Consider the following 17,404-nt stretch of genomic DNA (forward strand, 5'->3'; position numbering starts at 1 on the left):
TCATTACCAATTAATTTTTTTATTAAATTTGTGCATGTACAATAAGGACTTCTTAAATGAAACGATTATTTCTGCTCCTGTTTCTTTTTTCAGCATACTCTCTCTTTGCTCAAAGCTTTAACGTTGCGGTTATTTCATCTCCCGATCTTTCAAATTACACGGAATCCGAACTCGATTCCTTAGCGGCTTACATAAACTATAATAGCAGCGCCGACATAATCATTTTACTAGGAGATTTAAACGGTAAAGATCAGCCGGTAAATAAAATACAAACGTTTATAAATAAAATTAATAAAGAAACGCTTATCCTGCCTTCAGCCAATAATCTTGAGAAGTTAAACGCCCTACTTGAGATGCCCGAAATATTCAACGACAGATTCGATATGAAAGCAGGCAATTTGTTCCTGTTGGGCGTTTCTCCAATAATACCTTTCAAAAACTATCGACATTTTTCGGGAGAAATTTTTAACTGGTTAAATGAAACAATCGATACGATTTCATTATCGGACGAAATTTATCTTTTTCTGCCCGAACCGGTTAACAACACGGCTGACAATTGGAAGGAGTTCATGAAGTTAGTCGCTTCGAAAAATCTGAAACTTATCGTATGCGGGAACTCCTCCGTGACAGAGTTAACTAATTTATACGGCTATCCTGCGCTCTATCTTGAAAAATTCAGACCGGATAAATCAAATAAATGGGAAGCTGCCCAAATCCGGATAACAACCGATTCGATAATAATTCGTTCGGGTAAGTTGTTAGAAGTTATTGACAAAACAATCGAAGTAACAAAAGAAAAAATCGGTATCGACACAATTTCTTTGCCGGATTCTGCTATTGTATTCAAGTCGCAATTGGAGAACGATTTATACAGTCGTCCGGCTTTTTTCAACAAGAAAATTTTTACTGCCGACGCCGCAGGCATTCTGACCTGCAGGGACACTACCGGCGATATTTTATGGGATTACGACTTAAACGGAGATGTTTACGGATCGATTGCCATAGCCGACCGTACTATAAACGCGGTTACTTATCAAGGCGATCTGCAATCGATCAGTATGACGGGCGAACAGATTCAGTCGATTGGATTCAACGAATATATTACAACTTCCCTCCTGCCGATTGATTACTCGGGCGATAAAGAATTAATGATTCCCAAAGTTACCGGTTCCAGGAAAGCTCTGGTCTTCGGCACGAACGAAGGCAAGGTCTATTGTTACGATCTCGAAACTTTACAGGAATATTGGGTTAACGACATATCGAAAGACGCGGTCAACGACAATCTAATCATACACGACAACAAAATTTTCTACACATCAGACGACGGATTTTTATACTGCATCGACGCGCGCACAGGAATCTTTATATGGCGCTGGAAATACCGGAAAGAAGACAATCTCTCCAATTCTGATTTAATTATTTCTTCAAATTCAATATTCGCGGTTTCTAACGACGGACGGCTTTTCTGCGTCGACTATCTGCTCGGCAAATTGAACTGGTACAGAGACAGGTACAATTTAAGAAAAGAAATAAGCCTGAGCAGCGACGGCAAATACATCTTTTCGTTTGACAAGGAAAATTTATTCGCTTTTGCAGTCAACAACGGAAATACAATTAAAGAAATCAAACTCAAACAAAACGTCCGCTACAACGCTTTCCCTCCCTACTCTATCGATGACAACAGTTATATCATGGCTGTCGACGGAGTTGTATACCTGTGGGACGGCTATAAAAAAATAGAACGGCTTTTTTCATTGGGGAACTCGCCTTTACTCAGCGTTTCCCGACTAAACGGATCCAATTTATTGATTGCAACTGTCGACGGCGCAATATATAATCTGAACTTTAAAAAACTGGTAAAATGAATGAAAAATTTCGACGGAATCATCTTCGACATCGACGGCACACTCGCCGACACTCATGAGCTTATATTCGATACATTCAATCATGTAATCGGAAAATATCTGAACAAAAGAATGAGCAACGACGAAATAGTCGCCCTTTTCGGTCCCACAGAAGACGTTATTCTCAAGGAATATATGGCGGAAAGATACGGCGAAGCAAGAAAAGACTACTACGATTATTATCGGAAAAACCATAAAGAAAAAGCGCCCGCATATCCAGGCATCGAAGATATATTAGTTTTCTTGAAGAACCGTTCGATACCGATAGGTATTTTTACGGGCAAAGGAAGAGAATCTTCCGAAATCACATTAAAAGAACTCGGCTTGATCGACTACTTCGATCTGATTATTACGGGCGACGATGTTGAAAAACATAAACCCGATCCCGAAGGGATACGGCTTTTCATCTCCAAATTCGGACTTAAAGGCGAAAGAGTTTTGATGGTAGGCGACGTTGCAAACGACGTTAAAGCAGCGCATGATGCAGGAGTAAAATGCGCTCTTGTTTTGTGGGATAGATTTTCGAGAGAGAAGTTCTCCGAAGTCGAAGCCGACTTCAAATTCTACAGCGTGGACGAATTTAAAAAATTCGTTTATGACAATTTCGAATAATCAGTTTCCGTTCCCGATAGGGTAAATAAAAGAGATTCTCGGCTCGATGCGTCTTTGTGGTTTGTAGCCTTCGATTTCGTTCAAATTATTCCTCACGGGTTCGAATGTCCAGCTGTAAAAAACGGAAACCAAAAAATATCTTTGGAATTTATAACCCGCTTCTGCAAATGCAAACGAACGATCGTCTGTGCCGAAAAGATCCGAAAATTTATCTATTCCTGCCTTGTCGTAACCCGCACGGAAGAGATAAGGAAAATTTTCCGAATTGAAAACCGCCTGCAGATGCAAAATTCCGTCGTTCATTCCGTCGGTTTTACTGAAGCTGCCTGAAATTTTTAGAATGCCGAGCCAGTCGCCGGCTAATTCGCCGAAATAACCGTTTCCAGCCTTTGCCAGATTTAATGCGTTTAACTTGCTCGCAAAAGTCTTTTTGCCGGCGTTTAAAGCGAACCTTTCAATTTCGTAAAGAGCATTAAAGTACGACGGCAGATATCTGCTGCCGTTGAATCTTCTTTCGATTCTTGCATAAAGTTTTAATAAAGAGCAACCTTTAAATCCGAATAGAGCGCCGATAGAAGCGCCCCCTCCGAAGTTGATAATCTTTGCATAATCAATGTAAAAATCGAGATCCGCTACTTCGGTTCTCAAAACCGGAAGCCCGAAATCAAATCCTACAACTGCAGGATTGCTCTCTTTGTGTGTCGGAATAAACAACGAATCGACAAATATTCCCGACGTAATGCCGGCATTTTCATCCGTATCCGTTACCAGAGTGGCGCCGACTTCAATGGAACCGACAATCGGAATTTCCGACAATGAAGTAAATTTCAACGGTCTGATATAAATACGCCCGCCAATCAAACCGCTGCCGCCGAAATTTCCGTATACCGATTCGAAACCGTATTCGTTAAAATCAGCGTCGAAAGCCAGACCCGTTTTACGCGAATCCAAAGAGGGACTGTTATTATAAAGATAGAGTATGCTGCCGTGTCCTAATGTGGCATAATCGAGAGCGCCGAGCCGAATATATAGCGGGTCGCGTTTTTGACCGTACCTGACATATCGGATAATACTCAGATAATCCGAAAATTCGTTGAAATTTTCCGAACGGATTTTGCCGTCTGCCGTAAAATCGATTCTCAAGTCGAGCCCGATTCCTACTTTCGAAATCGTAAATTCCGGGAACATTCGGAAAGAATAATGCGGAGCGCCGTTAATCCAGTTGATACCGAATCCGCCGCCCATGTAGGAATCAGAATTGTAAGGATTTAAGTATTGTCCGTAATTCGGATTTGCGGCAAAAATAAAAGAGATTAAAAAGAATAAAAACCTCATAACAAGGAGAGCGCTTTAGTTTATTTGTTTGGTAACTTCAATTCCGAGTTGTTCCATTCGGTAACGGAGTTTGGACCTCGAGAGTCCGAGAATTTTTGCAGCCTGCACCTGATTGCCGTTAGTTATCAACAGCGTTTTCTGTATCAATGTCTTAACAACTTCGTCCATCGTAATGCCTTTGGAGGGTATTTTGAGTACGAATGAATCGGTATCGTTTTCCGCTTCCGCTTTCTTCTCAATGAGAAATGCAAAATGATGAACTCGCAGCATATCTTCTTCGCAGAGGAGTACGACCCGCTCCATGACGTTTCTAAGCTCGCGGATATTTCCTTTCCATCTGTAAGACTTTAACAAATCGATAGCGGCGGGGTCTATACCGTTAATAGATTTATTGAATTTATTATTAAATTCCTGCAGAAATGAATATGCTATAAACGGAATGTCTTCCTGCCTTTCTCTCAAAGGCGGAATATCGATTTTAACAACGTTTAGACGGTAAAACAGGTCTTCGCGGAAATTCCCTTTTTTAACTTCTTCTTCCAGGTTCCGGTTCGTTGCGGCAAGTACCCGTACGTTTACGCTTATTTCTTTTTCGCCGCCGAGCCGATAAAATTTTCTTTCTTGCAAAACGCGCAAAAGTTTAACCTGCATTTCGAGGCTCAGTTCGCCGATTTCATCCAGAAGGAGCGTTCCGTTGTTGGCAAGTTCGAATTTACCCATTTTGGTTTTCTGAGAGGCTCCCGTAAAAGCGCCTTTTTCGTGTCCGAACAATTCGCTTTCAGCCAATTCCCTCGGTATCGAACCGCAATTGATAGTAATAAACGGAGCGGACGCTCTCGGACTGTTTTGATGAATAAATCGCGCAAAAACCTCTTTTCCCGTGCCGCTTTCTCCTTCGAGTAAAATCGTAGTATCGCTGCTCGACGCCAGTTTTTCCACCGAATCGAGTAGTCGTTGAATTTTGGGACTTCGTCCGAAAAATTCTTTTGTCAATTTATCGGTTTCGAGAATCGTATGGAGTCTGTCGATCTCGCTTCTCAGTTTAATATTTTCGAGAGCCTTATCGAGCACAATATTGAGCTGCTCCAGGTCGATCGGCTTTAGAAGGAAATCGAATGCGCCGAGCTTTATCGAAGTGACTGCCATTTTAATATCGGCATACCCTGTAATCATTATGACGGGCAATGCAGGATAGTCTTTTTTAATCAGCTTAAGAATGTCGATGCCGTTATGCGTAGTCAAATAAATATCGAGAAGAATCAGGTCGGGTTGAAAATTTTTTACAATATCCGCCCACTGGCCTGCGTCGTTACACACATCCACAACGTATCCCTGCTTGACCAGCACCTTTTTGAGCGACATTGAAACCAGGTCGTCGTCGTCGATAATTAGAATTTTCGGTTCCATAATTACCCGGGTTAAAAAACAAATGTAATGAAAAACTTTGAACCTTTTCCGTATTCGGATTCAAAACCGAGCTGCCCGCCCATCTCTTCGAGCAGTCGTTTACATACAGTCAGTCCCACTCCGCTTCCTTTAACTTTGCTTGTATAGAATCCGGACAATATTTTTTCTTTGTCTTCGTCTTTAATGCCGCACCCGAAATCTTCGACTTCCCATACGATTTTTTTGTTTTCCGGAGTTTCGCTGTAGAACGTCCTAACATAGATATCGCTCTTATCTTTCGAAGCTTCAATACTGTTGTTAATCAGATTGAGCATCACCTGCAGCAATTTATTCTCGTTGATATTTATTTCGGGTATGTCCGGGTCGAATTCTTTAATAATATTGATGTTCCTTTTGGAAGCCGTAAAAGAAATAATATCGATGGCTCTTTCGGCGATCGTATTAATAGAAACGCTTTTCTGGCGGTCTCCCGATTTCCGGGTGAAATCGAGTACGTCGCTGATAATAAAATTAATCCGTTCGAATGCTTCTAACGAAGAGGCGACCGATTCTCTCAGTTCGGAAGAAAGCTCTTTTTCGAACATATTGAGATAGTCGAGATTCAATTTAATGACAGTAAGAGGGTTGCGTATTTCGTGCAACAAACCTGCCGTTAACTTTCCTAATAAAGTCAGTTTATTATTCTGGATATAATCTTCCAAAACCCTATATTACCCTTTTATTGGAACCACCTGTACTAATATATAATCCAATCACTTGCAGCAAAGTTACAAAAAGATTTTTTTATTAAAAAATGTCAGACCCGAATTATTCATTAGTTCCGTTTGATTTATAAGAACGGATAGTTTCTTCCAGCGCGGTCTTAAGATTTATTCCGGGAGCAAAACCGAGTTCGGATATCGTTTCAGAAATCGAAGCGGCGCTGTGTTTAATGTCGCCGGGACGTTCCTCCAGATACACAATCTTCGAATCGCTGCCGGTAATGTCGATAATCATCCGCGCAAGGTCGTTTATAGTAATACTGTCGCCCGTAGCCACGTTATAAGTTCCCTGTGCGATTTGCGATTCCGCTGCCAAGATATTCGCTTTTACGACGTCTTTGACATAAATAAAATCGCGCGTTTGATTGCCGTCGCCGAATATGGTTATATCTTCGCCTTTTAGAGCTTTCGTAATGAAAATCGGCACAGCCGCTGCATATTGACTTGCGGGATTTTGCCTTGCCCCGAATACATTGAAATACCGCAGCGCTATTCCGTTGACTCCGAATTGTTCATGATACATTTTAAGATAAAATTCTCCGTCGAGCTTTGTAATGCCGTATGTCGATTTTGGAAATACGGGCGAATGAATCGACTTCGGGAGTTCCGGATTGTCGCCGTATACCGCTGCGGAACTGCTGAATATTACTTTCTTGATTTTATTTACTTTCGCGGCTTCGAGTATATTTATCAGTCCGCCCACATTAATATCGATACATTCTTCGGGATTTTCGATCGATTCTGGCACAGATATAACCGCCGCAAGATGATGCAGATAATCGGCGTCTTTTGTTGCTTCGAACACCAATTCTTTGTCTGTTATGCTGCCATTATGAAAAACAATCCCGTCGAGTTTTTCGATATTGGAAAGGGAGCCGGTTCTGAGATTGTCTATGACATGAACTTCGGCGTCTCTTTCGAGCCAGGCTTCGGCAATATGGCTGCCTATAAAACCGGCTCCTCCTGTAATAACTATCTTCTTCTTATTCATTATTTCCTTTTGTCGAGTAATCGATGTACCAGGAACTCGATTCTTCCAGATATTTGTTCGCCAGCGACGTAAAATAATGGGGATCGGTCAATTCTCCGTCGTTGAGCAGCGAAATATAATAAAGCTGTTCGGTAACTTCCCGGATTACTTTGTCGTTGGAATCTTTCTTAAAGACTTCCAGCAAATTTCTGATTAATTTATTGTTGGGATTTATTTCCAGACGTTTCTTGCTCGGTTGCATTTCCTTATTCGTCATTCTCAGAATTTTTTCCATCGTTGAAGTCAATCCGTCGTTTGTCGATACAAGGCACGCCGGACTTTCCACGAGCCTTTGAGATTCAACCACGTCTTCAACTTTATCTCCAAGTATTTTTTTCATTTTAGCAAGCAGACTGCTGAAATGTTTTTTATCGTCTTTGCTCAACTCTTCTTTCTTCTCTTCGGATTGTTTCTCATCGTTTTTAATATTCTCCAGCGCTTTTGCGTCTGCGTTTTCGATCGACTTAAGAAGAAAATCCTTGTACTTGCCGATTGAATTTACTACCAGTTCATCGACGGGTTCGTAAAGGCAAAGGACTTCGATTCCTTTATTTTTAAAGATTTCGATGTGCGGATTACTCAAAATGGCTTCGCAGTTAGGCCCGCTTGCATAATAAATTTCTTTTTGATTTTCTTTCATTCTGCCGACATAATCTTCGAGGGAAATCACTTCATCGGCGTCTTTGCATAAAGAAGAATTGAAGCGGAGCAGTTCGATATATTTTTCCCTGTTGCCGAAATCGACATAGCCGAGCTTGAATATTTTCCCGTGTTCCTTCCAGAAATTTTCATATCCTTCTTTGTCGTTTTTGGCTTTCTCCGCAAGATACGAAAGCACGGTTGAAGTAACGCTCGACGCTATCTTATTAAATATTACATTTTCCTGGAGGGTTTCTCTGGATATATTGAGAGGCAGGTCTTCCGAATCGACAACGCCTTTAACAAAACCGAGATATTCCGGCAGAAGGTCTTTATTCTTATGCTGAATGAGAACTTTTCTTACGTAGAGATCCAATCCGTAATTGTCCCTGTCGAGCCAGAAAAATTCGTCGCTCTTCTTCGGGATAAACAGCAGAGCGTTAAATTGAATCGGAGCGTCGATAGTTTTATGAATAATATCCGCAGGCGGCTCGGCGTCGTGCGTGAGAAATTTATAGAATTCTTCGTACTGCTCTTTGGTAATAGCGCTCTTGGGTTCTTTCCAGATTGCGGAAACCGTATTTATTTTATCGTTTTCAACGTAAATAGGGAATGAAATGAAGTTAGAATGTTTTTTAATAATCGATTCCAGGCGCCACTTTTCGAGGAATTCTTCGGCATCATCTTTTAAAAATACTTTGATGGAAGTGCCTCTGGGCAATTCTTTTTCCAGCGCCGTCACTTCATATTGTCCCAAACCGTCGGAGCGCCATTCAACGGGCTGGTCTTCTTTCCGGTATGAACGCGAAGTAACAATAACTTCCTTTGCCACCATAAAAACGGAGTAAAATCCGATTCCGAAACGTCCGATAATATTAGTGGCGTCTTTCGAATCGGCAACCATCTTTAGAAATTCTTCCGTTCCTGACTTGGCAATCGTGCCGAGATTCTTGGTGATTTCATCGTAATTCATGCCGATTCCGGTGTCGGAAACCGTAATCGATTTATCGTCTTTATTTATCGTAATTCTGATTTCGAGAGGCAATTCCGGATTTATTATTTCCGAGCCCCTGGTGGTTTCGAAGCGCAGTTTATCGAGCGCATCGGAGGCATTCGATATTAATTCCCTCAGAAATATTTCCCTGCTTGTGTATAAAGAGTGGACCAAAATGTCGAGCAGTTTTTTAACTTCGGCTTTGAATTTGTACTTTTTAGCGGTATGCACTTCTCCCATATCTCCTCCCCGTATTATGAAAAACCATACAAAATGCTACCGCAAAAATAAGGATGATTCGGCTCAGCTTCAATTCGAAGCGTGCATTTAAGATTTGTCGTTTTCGGAATTGTTGTCGTCTTCGTTGATGGCTTTCTTAAAAGATTTTACTCCCTGTCCCAATCCCCTCATCAGTTCCGGTATTTTCTTGCCTCCGAACAATAAAACAAGCACCAAAACTATCAGGATAATTTCCGTTGCGCCTAAATTTCCCATCTTTCACCTCTTTTTTACGGACAAAAGATAATAAAAAAAATTCATTCCTTCATTATTTTTTTATAAAGCAAATTTCAAAAAAAGAGACCGCAACCATAACGTAAAACGACGCAAACATTAATAGAGACGAAATAAAAGTAAGATAAACAAAAGAAGGACTGTAGAATCTGATCAACCAAATCGATCCGAAGGATATCAGAAGAGAGATTAGAGGCTCCGTCATTAGCAGAACTTTCCATTTGCCGTCGATAAGCGAATTAAAATAAAAGATAAGTCCCACTGTAAAAAACACAAACGAAAGCCCGAGTATATGATTGTGAGTAGTTATTATGAGCTCGGATATCGGTTTAGGATATGCTTCCTGAATGTCAAATTCGTCGTCCGATTGAGAACCGGCAAACCTTTCAACCACGCCTTCGGTCGACATATGAGTTGTGTGCCTTACAAACAATACGCCGATACTGACCCCGGCAGTAAGCGCAATCAAATACGCGGCAAGAAAAAGTTTAAGAGTTTTATCCAGTTTTTTCAGTTTGAGATTCATAAATCGGATTTGATAATACTTATTAACTCGGTTAATTTGGCTATACCTCTGGTAACAGACCCGGCGGAAATTGTAGCGCCGCTGATTGAATTAATATCTTTGCCAAGCTCGAAAGACGACGAAGCGTCTTTTCCGAAAAATTGCTCCAGCCAGCTTTTTTCCTTTACCGCGCCGCCGTATGATTCTCTGTATTTTATGATTTCCGCATTTATTACTTTTGCATGTGAATCGAAAATTACGAGGAAAGTAATCGGAAGCGATTTGCCGTAGACATTGTCCATTACCGCAACGGCATGCAAAGCGTCTCCCCGATAGATTTTCCACATGTACAAATTATCCCGGAAAAATTTCTGCCGGTATTTATTCTCCAGACTTGTTTTAATTTCGTTCGGGATATCGAATTTAATCATTTCCACTTTAAAGCCGGAGCCGAAAAAACTTTTGACAGTCCTTTCGGCTTCTTCTTTAATACCGGCGTTAACAGCGCTGAACAACAATAAATATATAATAAAGAATCTAGTCATAAATTTTTCAGAACATATAACCGACGCCTAAGTTGAAGAGAGTGGTCTCTTGCGAACCGAGTTCTTTGGTGCGCATTCCATAGTCTGCCTTAAAAACTACTTTGTCTAACGGTTTTACCGAGCAGCCGACCATCCAGTAAGTATAGTGATTAGCCTTTTCTGAATCGCCGCCGGCGACAGTTGACGCCGCGGTGTTATAATCGGAATACCTGACAAAAGGAATTACTTTCGTTTTCCAATTCAACAGACCCGAAATATCGTAACCCAAGTCGACATAAAATCCGTTGGATTTTTTCAAATTATATTTTTCATAGTCTATATTGCCGTATTCAAAAACAAGGTAAAGATTATTCATCTGGTACGCAGCATGAACTTCATAAATCGAAACGGCGTTTTGCGACGTGTCGCCCGTAGCGTTGTTGTAAGTGTAAGAGCCGCCGACTCTCAAGCCGTTGAATCCGAGATAATCGACCCGCAGATTATATAACAACTCTTCGGCGTCGGCTTTATATCCTTTAACTCTTCCGCTTCGGATTGCATTCGATTCGCTGAACTTATCGCTGTTGAGCCCTTCCATGATGGTCAGTTTATAGTCAAACGACTTATAATTTCCGAAGAAAGCAATTCCATTGCCAAACCACGTTGTGGGAATTATTTTATTATGATATTCCGGGCGTTCAACCCCGAAGAATAACGGAGGTTCGTGATATTCGTTAATCAACCCAACCGAAGGCAAAATTACGCCCGCCTGAAATCCGAACCAATCGGCATGACGATATTCTACATATGCCTGCTCGAGCTCAAGTTCTCCCTGACCGCCTTGCACAAAATTATGCTCCAGCTCTACTTCCGACTTGAAAGACCATTTTTCATTGAAATTATAGCTGAGAAAAGTTACGAACCGATGAAAATCCAGAGTCTTTGAAGCCTTTGAATTTTCGGCTTTCGAGTAATTGTAATGGAGTTCTCCGTATCCGCCAATTGTAGCTTTGGATTCAAAAAACTCGTCGGTTTGAGCAACAGCAGTTAAACCGAAAGCAAAAAACAACAGTAATGAAAAGTAGAAACGCATAAAGAGTACCTCCGCATAAATTGATTTTTATTTAGACCATATATAAATTATAAAAAATAATTCTCCAAATTTCTCTTGACAATAATTTTATCATCGTGTATTTTTGAATTATGATTCATTAATAATTTGAAATGAGAGTAAAAGAAGGAAATAAAGAACGAGACATTCTCGAAGCAGCGGTTGACATCTTCGCCAGGCACGGATTTCATAAGGCGAAGATTTCGCAGATAGCCGAACAAGCCGGCGTTGCCACCGGAAGCGTGTATCTGTATTATAAGAATAAAGACGACATTTTAATAAAGATCTACAATTCTCTCTGGGAGAAACTTTATAACGAATTGTTAGCAATAACGGCAAACGAAGCCCTCTCCCCCATCGAAAAAATCGACGCTATGATTGACTTGATTTTCGATATGTTTACGGAAAATCCTTCCGTCGCCATTGTATTTGTAAACGAACAGGAAAATATGAACCGCATCTCTGGTGACAAATATTCGCTTTACTACGAAAAATTCCTGGACGAAGGCGAAAAAGTAATTAAAGAAGGAATAAGATCGGGATTGTTCAATAAAAACATAGATTTGAAAATATTCCGTCATTTTATCTTCGGCTCAATACGAAATCTGCTCCATCAGTGGGCTTTAACGCCGGATAAATTACCATTAAACAAAATAAGGCAAAATTTCAAATTTTTGATTAAGCACGGAATTATGAAGTAATTTTTTTTATTTATTATTGAATACTGATTCATTTTTCGGAATAAATTATGCGACCGGTAAAAATAATTACAGCTTTTCTGTTAATAGCAAACTTAGCGACTGCGCAGTCGCTCGAACTGTCGCTGAAGGAGTCGATCAGGACTGCAATTGCTAACAGCTTTACGATTAAAAAGTACGAATCCCGCCTGAAAACTAAAGAGGCGGAGAATAAAAAATCGTGGGGCAATTTTCTTCCCTCCGTTTCTCTGGAAGCGTCCTACACTCATTTGAACGATGATCTCGATATCGACCTCAATCCGATCAAAGATGCAATTGTAAGTCTGGAAGCGTCCTCGCAAACGGAGATTAAAAATATATACAACATATTAAACGGTCTACCTTCCATGAGCGACGCGCAAAAATCAGCCGCCCGGAATCAAATTGCAGCAGGCTTAAATACCCTGCTGCCTCCCTTCAGTATGACGTTTAAGAAACAGGATTTTAAAACGGCTACATTAGCCGGTTATCAGCCGATTTTTTTGGGCGGCAAACTTTTGGCTGCAAAAAATTATGCCTCGAGCGAATTAAAAGCAGCCGAATACGAGCTTCTCTCCGCAAAGAACCAATTAAGTTATAAAGTCGCCGACGCATACATGCAGGTTATTCTTCTTCAAAGCATCGTCAAAACGAGACAATCGGTTCTTGACGGCATACGCAAGCACAAAGAAGACGCCCGGAAATTGTACAAAGAGGGGATTATCGCTTATAATAATTATTTGAGAGCGGAAGTAGCCTTAGCCGAAGCTGAGACGAATTTACTGAACGACCGGAATAATCTCGAACTTGCGCTCGTAAATTTCAAACAGCTCTTGAATATTCCTCAGACTACTGAGATAAAATTCACCGACAGCCTCATTTACAACGAAACAGAAGTCCAGATAAACGAACTTGAATCCGAAGCGCAAAGCAGACAGCCTTTATTAAATATTATCAGAGAGAAAAAAATTGCCGCCAGGCAGAGTTATAATCTTGCCCGTTCCGAATTTTTACCGAAGCTGATAGCTTTCGGCAAGTATGAGATGTATCCCGAGTATTTATCATCTCTCGAACCGAGGTGGGCTGTAGGCCTTCAACTGAATATCAATTTATTCAACGGTTTCAAAAATTATCTCGATTTACAAAAAGCGAGCTATCTGGAATCCGAAGTAGAACAGACAATGAACGAGTCCGTTCAGCTGATTAATTTGTGGATTACAAAATCATACACCGAAGCTAATAACGCTTCCGAAAGATTTAAGAAGCTTGAAGCCGACATTAAGTTAGCCCGGGAAAATTTGCGGCAAAACGAAAAGAGATTTTTAAACGGAATGGGAACTTCGCTGGAAGTAGTGGATGCGCGGTTGTCGCTCGAGAAAGCCGAACTCGAGAGAACAGCCGCTTTATACAATTATTATAAATCGTTAGCCGAGCTTTATTATGCCGCGGGCGATTTCGAAAAATTTTTTGACGTTTGGAAGAATCAGGAGTTTTCACATGAATAAGAAAATCATAATTCCATCTATAGCAATCGTACTGCTCGTCGCAGTATTCTTTATTGCTTTTTCCGGAGCCTTCTCCGGCGGCGAAACGATAATTACCGGTTTGGTCGAATCTCGCCAGGTAGACGTATCCTCAAAAATTCCCGGCAGACTGAAGAAAATATACGTCCGGGAAGGCGACAAAGTAAGCGCGGGCGATACGCTAGCAATTATTGAGAGCAAGGAACTCGTAGCCAAACTGAATCAGGCGAAGGGAGCGTTAGAAGCTGCCAAAGCAAAGTACAAGATGGCTCTCAACGGAGCGCGCAACGAAGAAAAAGAAGCCGCCCTGAATTTATATCTCCAGGCAAAATCACAGTTCGAATACGTTTCAAAAACCTATAATCGATTTAAGGAACTCTACAAGGAAAATGTTATTTCGCTCCAGGAATTCGACGAAATCGAATTTAAATACAACGCAGCAAAAGCTCAGATGGAAGCCGCAAAAGCCAAATACGATATGGCGCTAAAAGGCGCCCGCGACGAAGAAATTGAAGCGGCGCGCGGTCTTGTTGATCAGGCGGAGAACGCTTACAAAGAAGTTCAGTCTTATTATGACGAACTGACAATAAAAGCTCCTGTTCCTGGCGAAGTGACCGACATCTACGCCGATATAGGGGAACTGATTAACACCGGCTATCCGGTTTTTTCTATTCTCCCAGAAAACGACAGATATGTTACACTTCACGTTAGAGAAGACGAAATGCATAACTTCTCCAAAGGGAAAATTTTCAAAGCAAACGTACAGGCTCTCGGCGACAAAGATATTTCCATGAAGGTAAATTACATTTCTCCATTAGGCGATTTTGCCGATTGGAAACCGACAAACCGGAAAGGAGAATTCGATCTAAAAACCTTTGAAATCCGTCTCGTCCCGATTAAAGAAAATAATAGTCTCCGTCCGGGTATGACTGCCCGTATAAAATTAGAGCGATAGAAAATGGATTTGAAAACAATATATCGTATAGCCGAGAGAGAGATTAGGGGCGTGAACAGAGTCGCCATATTTATTGCAATTGCCCTGCCCTTAATTCTTATATTGATATTTAATTCGATATATGAAAAGGAAATATTACGCGAGTTGCCCGTGGCGGTTTACGACTGCGACAGAAGCGAGCTTTCGCGTAAATTAATACGTCTTATTGACGCTTCCCCTTCCATGGAAGTAATCGATTCATACGGTTCGCTCGATATGATTGAACGAGGATTCAAAGACGGCAAAACCGAAGCCGTAATTTATATACCAACGGACTTTGAACGCTCGATTAAGCGGGGCAAGCAATCAAGGGTTATTGTATACAAAAACAGCTCCAATATTATAACGGGCAATCTTATCTTAAAAGACGCCACTACAATCGTAAAGACGTTTTCAGCCGGCGTGTTGCTGAATAAATTCGAAAAGAGCTCTATGAACGAAACGATTGCCTATCCGCTGGTTATTCCGGTCAAAATAGAAACCAGTTCGCTCTATAATTCTAACTACAGTTATCTGAGTTACTTGCCGCCCGGATTGATAGCTTTTACGCTTCAGATTGCAATTATGCTTTCTACATCTTTGATTATTAATTCCGAATATAGCGGAGGAACGTTTGAAGATTTGCTTTCGATATCGCACAGGGATACAAATTTAATATTTGCAGGAAAGTTTCTACCTTACTTTACGCTTTATTTTTTCATGTCGCTGATAATTCTTTTTGTAATTTTTCCGCTTTATAATATAGCTGTGAACGGTTCGTATATTTTACTATTGGTATTATTGATTATTTTCATCGCCGTCAATGTCAATACCGGGCTATTGATATCTTCATTGTTTAACGACCAACTTTTTGCAACCGAGCTGACAATATTCATTAACACTCCTGCTTTTATACTCAGCGGTTATACTTTCCCGGTTTGGGCGATGCCCTCGTTTCACAAGGCGCTGGCTTATTCAATGCCGTTCACATATTTCCTCGAAGCTTTTATAAAAATCATTCGCGCTGACGCGAACATATTTGAAATATCGTCCGAGCTTGCGGCGCTTGTTTTTTTTGCAATCGTCGCGTTTGCAGCGGCATATATCGCGTTGAATTACAGAATTAAGAAAATTATGAGCAGCGAATTCAAATGAAAGTTAAGGATATAATAAGAAACATAAAAAGCATCCTGGCATACGAGTCGCGCGCCATAAAAAGGGACGTTAATCTACTTGCAATACTCGTTTTAGCGCCGTTGTTTTATTCTTTCTTCTATAGTTCAGTATATGTCAATAAAGTTGAACGGGATGTTCCGGTGGCTGTGGTAGATTTCGACAGAACGCCTTCCTCGAGAGAATTGATTCGTTTATTCGACGCACACTCCAATATAAGCGTCAAATCCGAAATCGGTTTTCCGGACGAAAAATTGATACGCGACGGTTCCGTTCAGGGAATTATTGTAATTCCGGAATATTACGAACAAAAATTAAAAAAGCGCGAAAAGAACTCGATAAAAGTATATCTAAACACGTCGCGTTTTTTGATTTCGAACGACCTAAATAAAGGTATAAACGAGACCGTAGCTTATGTTAATGACGAAATTAAGGTTTCCTTATTCAGATCAAAAGGCTTAACGCCGCAACAGGCAAAGATATTGTCCGAGCCGGTACAACTCGAAATCCGCAATTTGTTTAATCCGTTGGACAGTTACGGCTACTACCTAATACCCGCCGTTCTCATTCTTATCTTGCACCAGACGTTATTAATGGGCATTTCCGAGAGAGTAGCTCAAAGCAGAGAAACGGCTGAAATTAGAAAGCTGGGAGAAAATTACGGTATTATTCAAACGCTTACTGCGGAAGGCATTTACTATACTCTTTTTTATTCCGTATACTTATTATTTTTTACTATTCTCATCTTCCCGCTATTCGGAATTAATTTCAAAGGGAATTATATCGTTCTTACCTTAACAGGATTTCTGTTTCTGGGCAGCGTAGTATACTTCGGAATTTTTATTTCTTCATTCTTCAAGAAAAAATTGCACGCGCTTCAAATAATGGCGCTCACATCGTATCCCATATTTCTCTTTTCGGGATACAGCTGGAAGTTAGAAGCAATGCCTCTTACAATTAAGCTATTGAGTTATTCGGTTCCATTTACTCCTTACATCAATCTTTTTACGAGGTTATCTCAAGCCGGCGCGGGAATTTCCAATCTCCTGCCCGAGATATTGCATCTTAGTGCGCTCCTTTTGTTCTATTTCGCGCTTTCCTTAATCAGAATTCATAAACTAAACAGAGGTATAAAATGAAACGGTTATTAACGTTATTAATTCTGTTAACATTGCCGTTCGCGGCATATTCACAAAGCAGAATTTCTGCCGGAATTATTTTCAGTCATTTCAACAATATCGGCGATAAAGGGATTACGGATATTAAATCTCCCGTAGGTTACGGTTTGTTAGCCGGATACGACATCACCGAGGAATTTGCAGTCGCTTTTACCGGAGAATATTTGAAAGGCGATATGAAAGAATTGAACGGTAAAGAAACCGATTACAGAGCGGGATTAACCGCAGTAGTTAAGCCTTTCAATACTGAGCTGATTTTCCCCTATCTATCTGCCGGATTCGTTACCGCATATAAAAAATACGAATACGGTAATCTCCCTTCGAGCGATAAATTCAAATTGTACGCGCGTTACGGCGCGGGAGTCGATTATAAACTGCTCGATAATCTATCGATTAATTTCGACCTCGGCGTTTATTTCAACGGAATGGAATTTTCCGGATGGACAAACAGTCTTGGTTTGAGAATAGCTCCCAATCTGTAAGTTCAGCTCTTTGAGCTGCGCTTC

The 17,404-nt window shown here is 40.8% G+C and carries 17 protein-coding genes; 8 read left to right on the forward strand and 9 right to left on the reverse strand.

Going from position 1 to position 17,404, the window contains the following annotated elements:
• Positions 1–56: 56 nt before the first annotated feature.
• Positions 57–1,865: a PQQ-binding-like beta-propeller repeat protein gene (locus ACSSWA_RS01840; protein WP_437354886.1), complete on the forward strand. Its 1,809-nt coding sequence runs from the start codon at positions 57–59 to the stop codon at positions 1,863–1,865.
• The gene (locus ACSSWA_RS01845) at positions 1,866–2,516 is read left to right on the forward strand and encodes an HAD family hydrolase (protein ID WP_437354887.1); all 651 of its coding nucleotides are present in this window, start codon (positions 1,866–1,868) and stop codon (positions 2,514–2,516) included.
• Here ACSSWA_RS01845 and ACSSWA_RS01850 read toward each other — a convergent pair whose 3' ends face one another.
• The 9 genes from ACSSWA_RS01850 to ACSSWA_RS01890 form a co-directional block, all read right to left on the reverse strand.
• On the reverse strand, positions 2,517–3,851 hold the full coding sequence (locus tag ACSSWA_RS01850; RefSeq protein ID WP_437354888.1) for a hypothetical protein: 1,335 nt from the start codon (positions 3,849–3,851) through the stop codon (positions 2,517–2,519).
• Between the two features lie 15 nt (positions 3,852–3,866).
• Positions 3,867–5,258: a sigma-54-dependent transcriptional regulator gene (locus ACSSWA_RS01855; RefSeq protein WP_437354889.1), complete on the reverse strand. Its 1,392-nt coding sequence runs from the start codon at positions 5,256–5,258 to the stop codon at positions 3,867–3,869.
• Positions 5,259–5,269: 11 nt separating this feature from the next.
• Positions 5,270–5,959: a sensor histidine kinase gene (locus ACSSWA_RS01860; protein ID WP_437354890.1), complete on the reverse strand. Its 690-nt coding sequence runs from the start codon at positions 5,957–5,959 to the stop codon at positions 5,270–5,272.
• A 106-nt stretch (positions 5,960–6,065) separates the two neighbouring features.
• Positions 6,066–7,010 carry an NAD-dependent epimerase/dehydratase family protein gene (locus ACSSWA_RS01865; RefSeq protein ID WP_437354891.1) on the reverse strand — a complete coding sequence of 315 codons (945 nt, stop codon included), beginning with the start codon at positions 7,008–7,010 and terminating at the stop codon, positions 6,066–6,068.
• Positions 7,003–8,922 (reverse strand): molecular chaperone HtpG, encoded by a 1,920-nt coding sequence (gene htpG / locus ACSSWA_RS01870; RefSeq protein WP_437354892.1) that lies wholly within the window; start codon positions 8,920–8,922, stop codon positions 7,003–7,005. The genes ACSSWA_RS01865 and htpG overlap by 8 nt, the downstream gene beginning before the upstream one ends.
• Positions 8,923–9,009: 87 nt before the next feature.
• Positions 9,010–9,177, reverse strand: a complete 168-nt coding sequence (locus ACSSWA_RS01875) for a twin-arginine translocase TatA/TatE family subunit (RefSeq protein WP_437354893.1) — start codon at positions 9,175–9,177, stop codon at positions 9,010–9,012.
• Positions 9,178–9,229: 52 nt separating this feature from the next.
• Complete coding sequence (locus ACSSWA_RS01880) at positions 9,230–9,721, reverse strand: hypothetical protein (protein WP_437354894.1); 492 nt, start codon at positions 9,719–9,721, stop codon at positions 9,230–9,232.
• Positions 9,718–10,245 (reverse strand): FMN-binding protein, encoded by a 528-nt coding sequence (locus ACSSWA_RS01885; protein ID WP_437354895.1) that lies wholly within the window; start codon positions 10,243–10,245, stop codon positions 9,718–9,720. Before ACSSWA_RS01885 ends, ACSSWA_RS01880 begins: the two co-directional genes overlap by 4 nt.
• A 7-nt stretch (positions 10,246–10,252) precedes the next feature.
• Positions 10,253–11,317, reverse strand: a complete 1,065-nt coding sequence (locus ACSSWA_RS01890) for a porin (RefSeq protein WP_437354896.1) — start codon at positions 11,315–11,317, stop codon at positions 10,253–10,255.
• Positions 11,318–11,448: 131 nt separating this feature from the next.
• On the opposite strand from ACSSWA_RS01890, the gene ACSSWA_RS01895 reads away from it, so the two are divergent.
• From ACSSWA_RS01895 to ACSSWA_RS01920, 6 genes are read left to right on the forward strand one after another with little or no spacing between them, the layout of a single operon-like run.
• Positions 11,449–12,036, forward strand: a complete 588-nt coding sequence (locus ACSSWA_RS01895; RefSeq protein ID WP_437354897.1) for a TetR/AcrR family transcriptional regulator — start codon at positions 11,449–11,451, stop codon at positions 12,034–12,036.
• 47 nt (positions 12,037–12,083) lie between these two features.
• The gene (locus ACSSWA_RS01900; RefSeq protein ID WP_437354898.1) at positions 12,084–13,556 is read left to right on the forward strand and encodes a TolC family protein; all 1,473 of its coding nucleotides are present in this window, start codon (positions 12,084–12,086) and stop codon (positions 13,554–13,556) included.
• Positions 13,549–14,529: an HlyD family secretion protein gene (locus tag ACSSWA_RS01905; protein WP_437354899.1), complete on the forward strand. Its 981-nt coding sequence runs from the start codon at positions 13,549–13,551 to the stop codon at positions 14,527–14,529. Before ACSSWA_RS01900 ends, ACSSWA_RS01905 begins: the two co-directional genes overlap by 8 nt.
• A 3-nt stretch (positions 14,530–14,532) precedes the next feature.
• Complete coding sequence (locus tag ACSSWA_RS01910) at positions 14,533–15,702, forward strand: ABC transporter permease (RefSeq protein WP_437354900.1); 1,170 nt, start codon at positions 14,533–14,535, stop codon at positions 15,700–15,702.
• A complete protein-coding gene (locus tag ACSSWA_RS01915) occupies positions 15,699–16,859 on the forward strand; it encodes an ABC transporter permease (protein ID WP_437354901.1) in 1,161 nt (386 codons plus the stop codon). The genes ACSSWA_RS01910 and ACSSWA_RS01915 overlap by 4 nt, the downstream gene beginning before the upstream one ends.
• Positions 16,856–17,380, forward strand: a complete 525-nt coding sequence (locus ACSSWA_RS01920) for an outer membrane beta-barrel protein (RefSeq protein WP_437354902.1) — start codon at positions 16,856–16,858, stop codon at positions 17,378–17,380. The genes ACSSWA_RS01915 and ACSSWA_RS01920 overlap by 4 nt, the downstream gene beginning before the upstream one ends.
• The last annotated feature ends 24 nt before the right edge of the window (positions 17,381–17,404 follow it).

The sequence above is a fragment of the Melioribacter sp. Ez-97 genome, assembly GCF_051488665.1.
Lineage (GTDB): Bacteria > Bacteroidota > Ignavibacteria > Ignavibacteriales > Melioribacteraceae > Melioribacter.

What these genes read in the sequence shown, in the direction of transcription:
- ACSSWA_RS01880 (WP_437354894.1), bottom strand. Translation starts at nt 9,721, where the DNA reads ATGAATCTCAAACTGAAAAAACTGGATAAAACTCTTAAACTTTTTCTT.
- ACSSWA_RS01900 (WP_437354898.1), top strand. Translation starts at nt 12,084, where the DNA reads ATGCGACCGGTAAAAATAATTACAGCTTTTCTGTTAATAGCAAACTTA.
- ACSSWA_RS01920 (WP_437354902.1), top strand. Translation starts at nt 16,856, where the DNA reads ATGAAACGGTTATTAACGTTATTAATTCTGTTAACATTGCCGTTCGCG.
- ACSSWA_RS01915 (WP_437354901.1), top strand. Translation starts at nt 15,699, where the DNA reads ATGAAAGTTAAGGATATAATAAGAAACATAAAAAGCATCCTGGCATAC.
- ACSSWA_RS01840 (WP_437354886.1), top strand. Translation starts at nt 57, where the DNA reads ATGAAACGATTATTTCTGCTCCTGTTTCTTTTTTCAGCATACTCTCTC.
- ACSSWA_RS01890 (WP_437354896.1), bottom strand. Translation starts at nt 11,317, where the DNA reads ATGCGTTTCTACTTTTCATTACTGTTGTTTTTTGCTTTCGGTTTAACT.
- ACSSWA_RS01875 (WP_437354893.1), bottom strand. Translation starts at nt 9,177, where the DNA reads ATGGGAAATTTAGGCGCAACGGAAATTATCCTGATAGTTTTGGTGCTT.
- ACSSWA_RS01855 (WP_437354889.1), bottom strand. Translation starts at nt 5,258, where the DNA reads ATGGAACCGAAAATTCTAATTATCGACGACGACGACCTGGTTTCAATG.
- ACSSWA_RS01865 (WP_437354891.1), bottom strand. Translation starts at nt 7,010, where the DNA reads ATGAATAAGAAGAAGATAGTTATTACAGGAGGAGCCGGTTTTATAGGC.
- ACSSWA_RS01845 (WP_437354887.1), top strand. Translation starts at nt 1,866, where the DNA reads ATGAAAAATTTCGACGGAATCATCTTCGACATCGACGGCACACTCGCC.
- ACSSWA_RS01885 (WP_437354895.1), bottom strand. Translation starts at nt 10,245, where the DNA reads ATGACTAGATTCTTTATTATATATTTATTGTTGTTCAGCGCTGTTAAC.
- ACSSWA_RS01895 (WP_437354897.1), top strand. Translation starts at nt 11,449, where the DNA reads ATGAGAGTAAAAGAAGGAAATAAAGAACGAGACATTCTCGAAGCAGCG.
- ACSSWA_RS01850 (WP_437354888.1), bottom strand. Translation starts at nt 3,851, where the DNA reads ATGAGGTTTTTATTCTTTTTAATCTCTTTTATTTTTGCCGCAAATCCG.
- ACSSWA_RS01910 (WP_437354900.1), top strand. Translation starts at nt 14,533, where the DNA reads ATGGATTTGAAAACAATATATCGTATAGCCGAGAGAGAGATTAGGGGC.
- htpG (WP_437354892.1), bottom strand. Translation starts at nt 8,922, where the DNA reads ATGGGAGAAGTGCATACCGCTAAAAAGTACAAATTCAAAGCCGAAGTT.
- ACSSWA_RS01905 (WP_437354899.1), top strand. Translation starts at nt 13,549, where the DNA reads ATGAATAAGAAAATCATAATTCCATCTATAGCAATCGTACTGCTCGTC.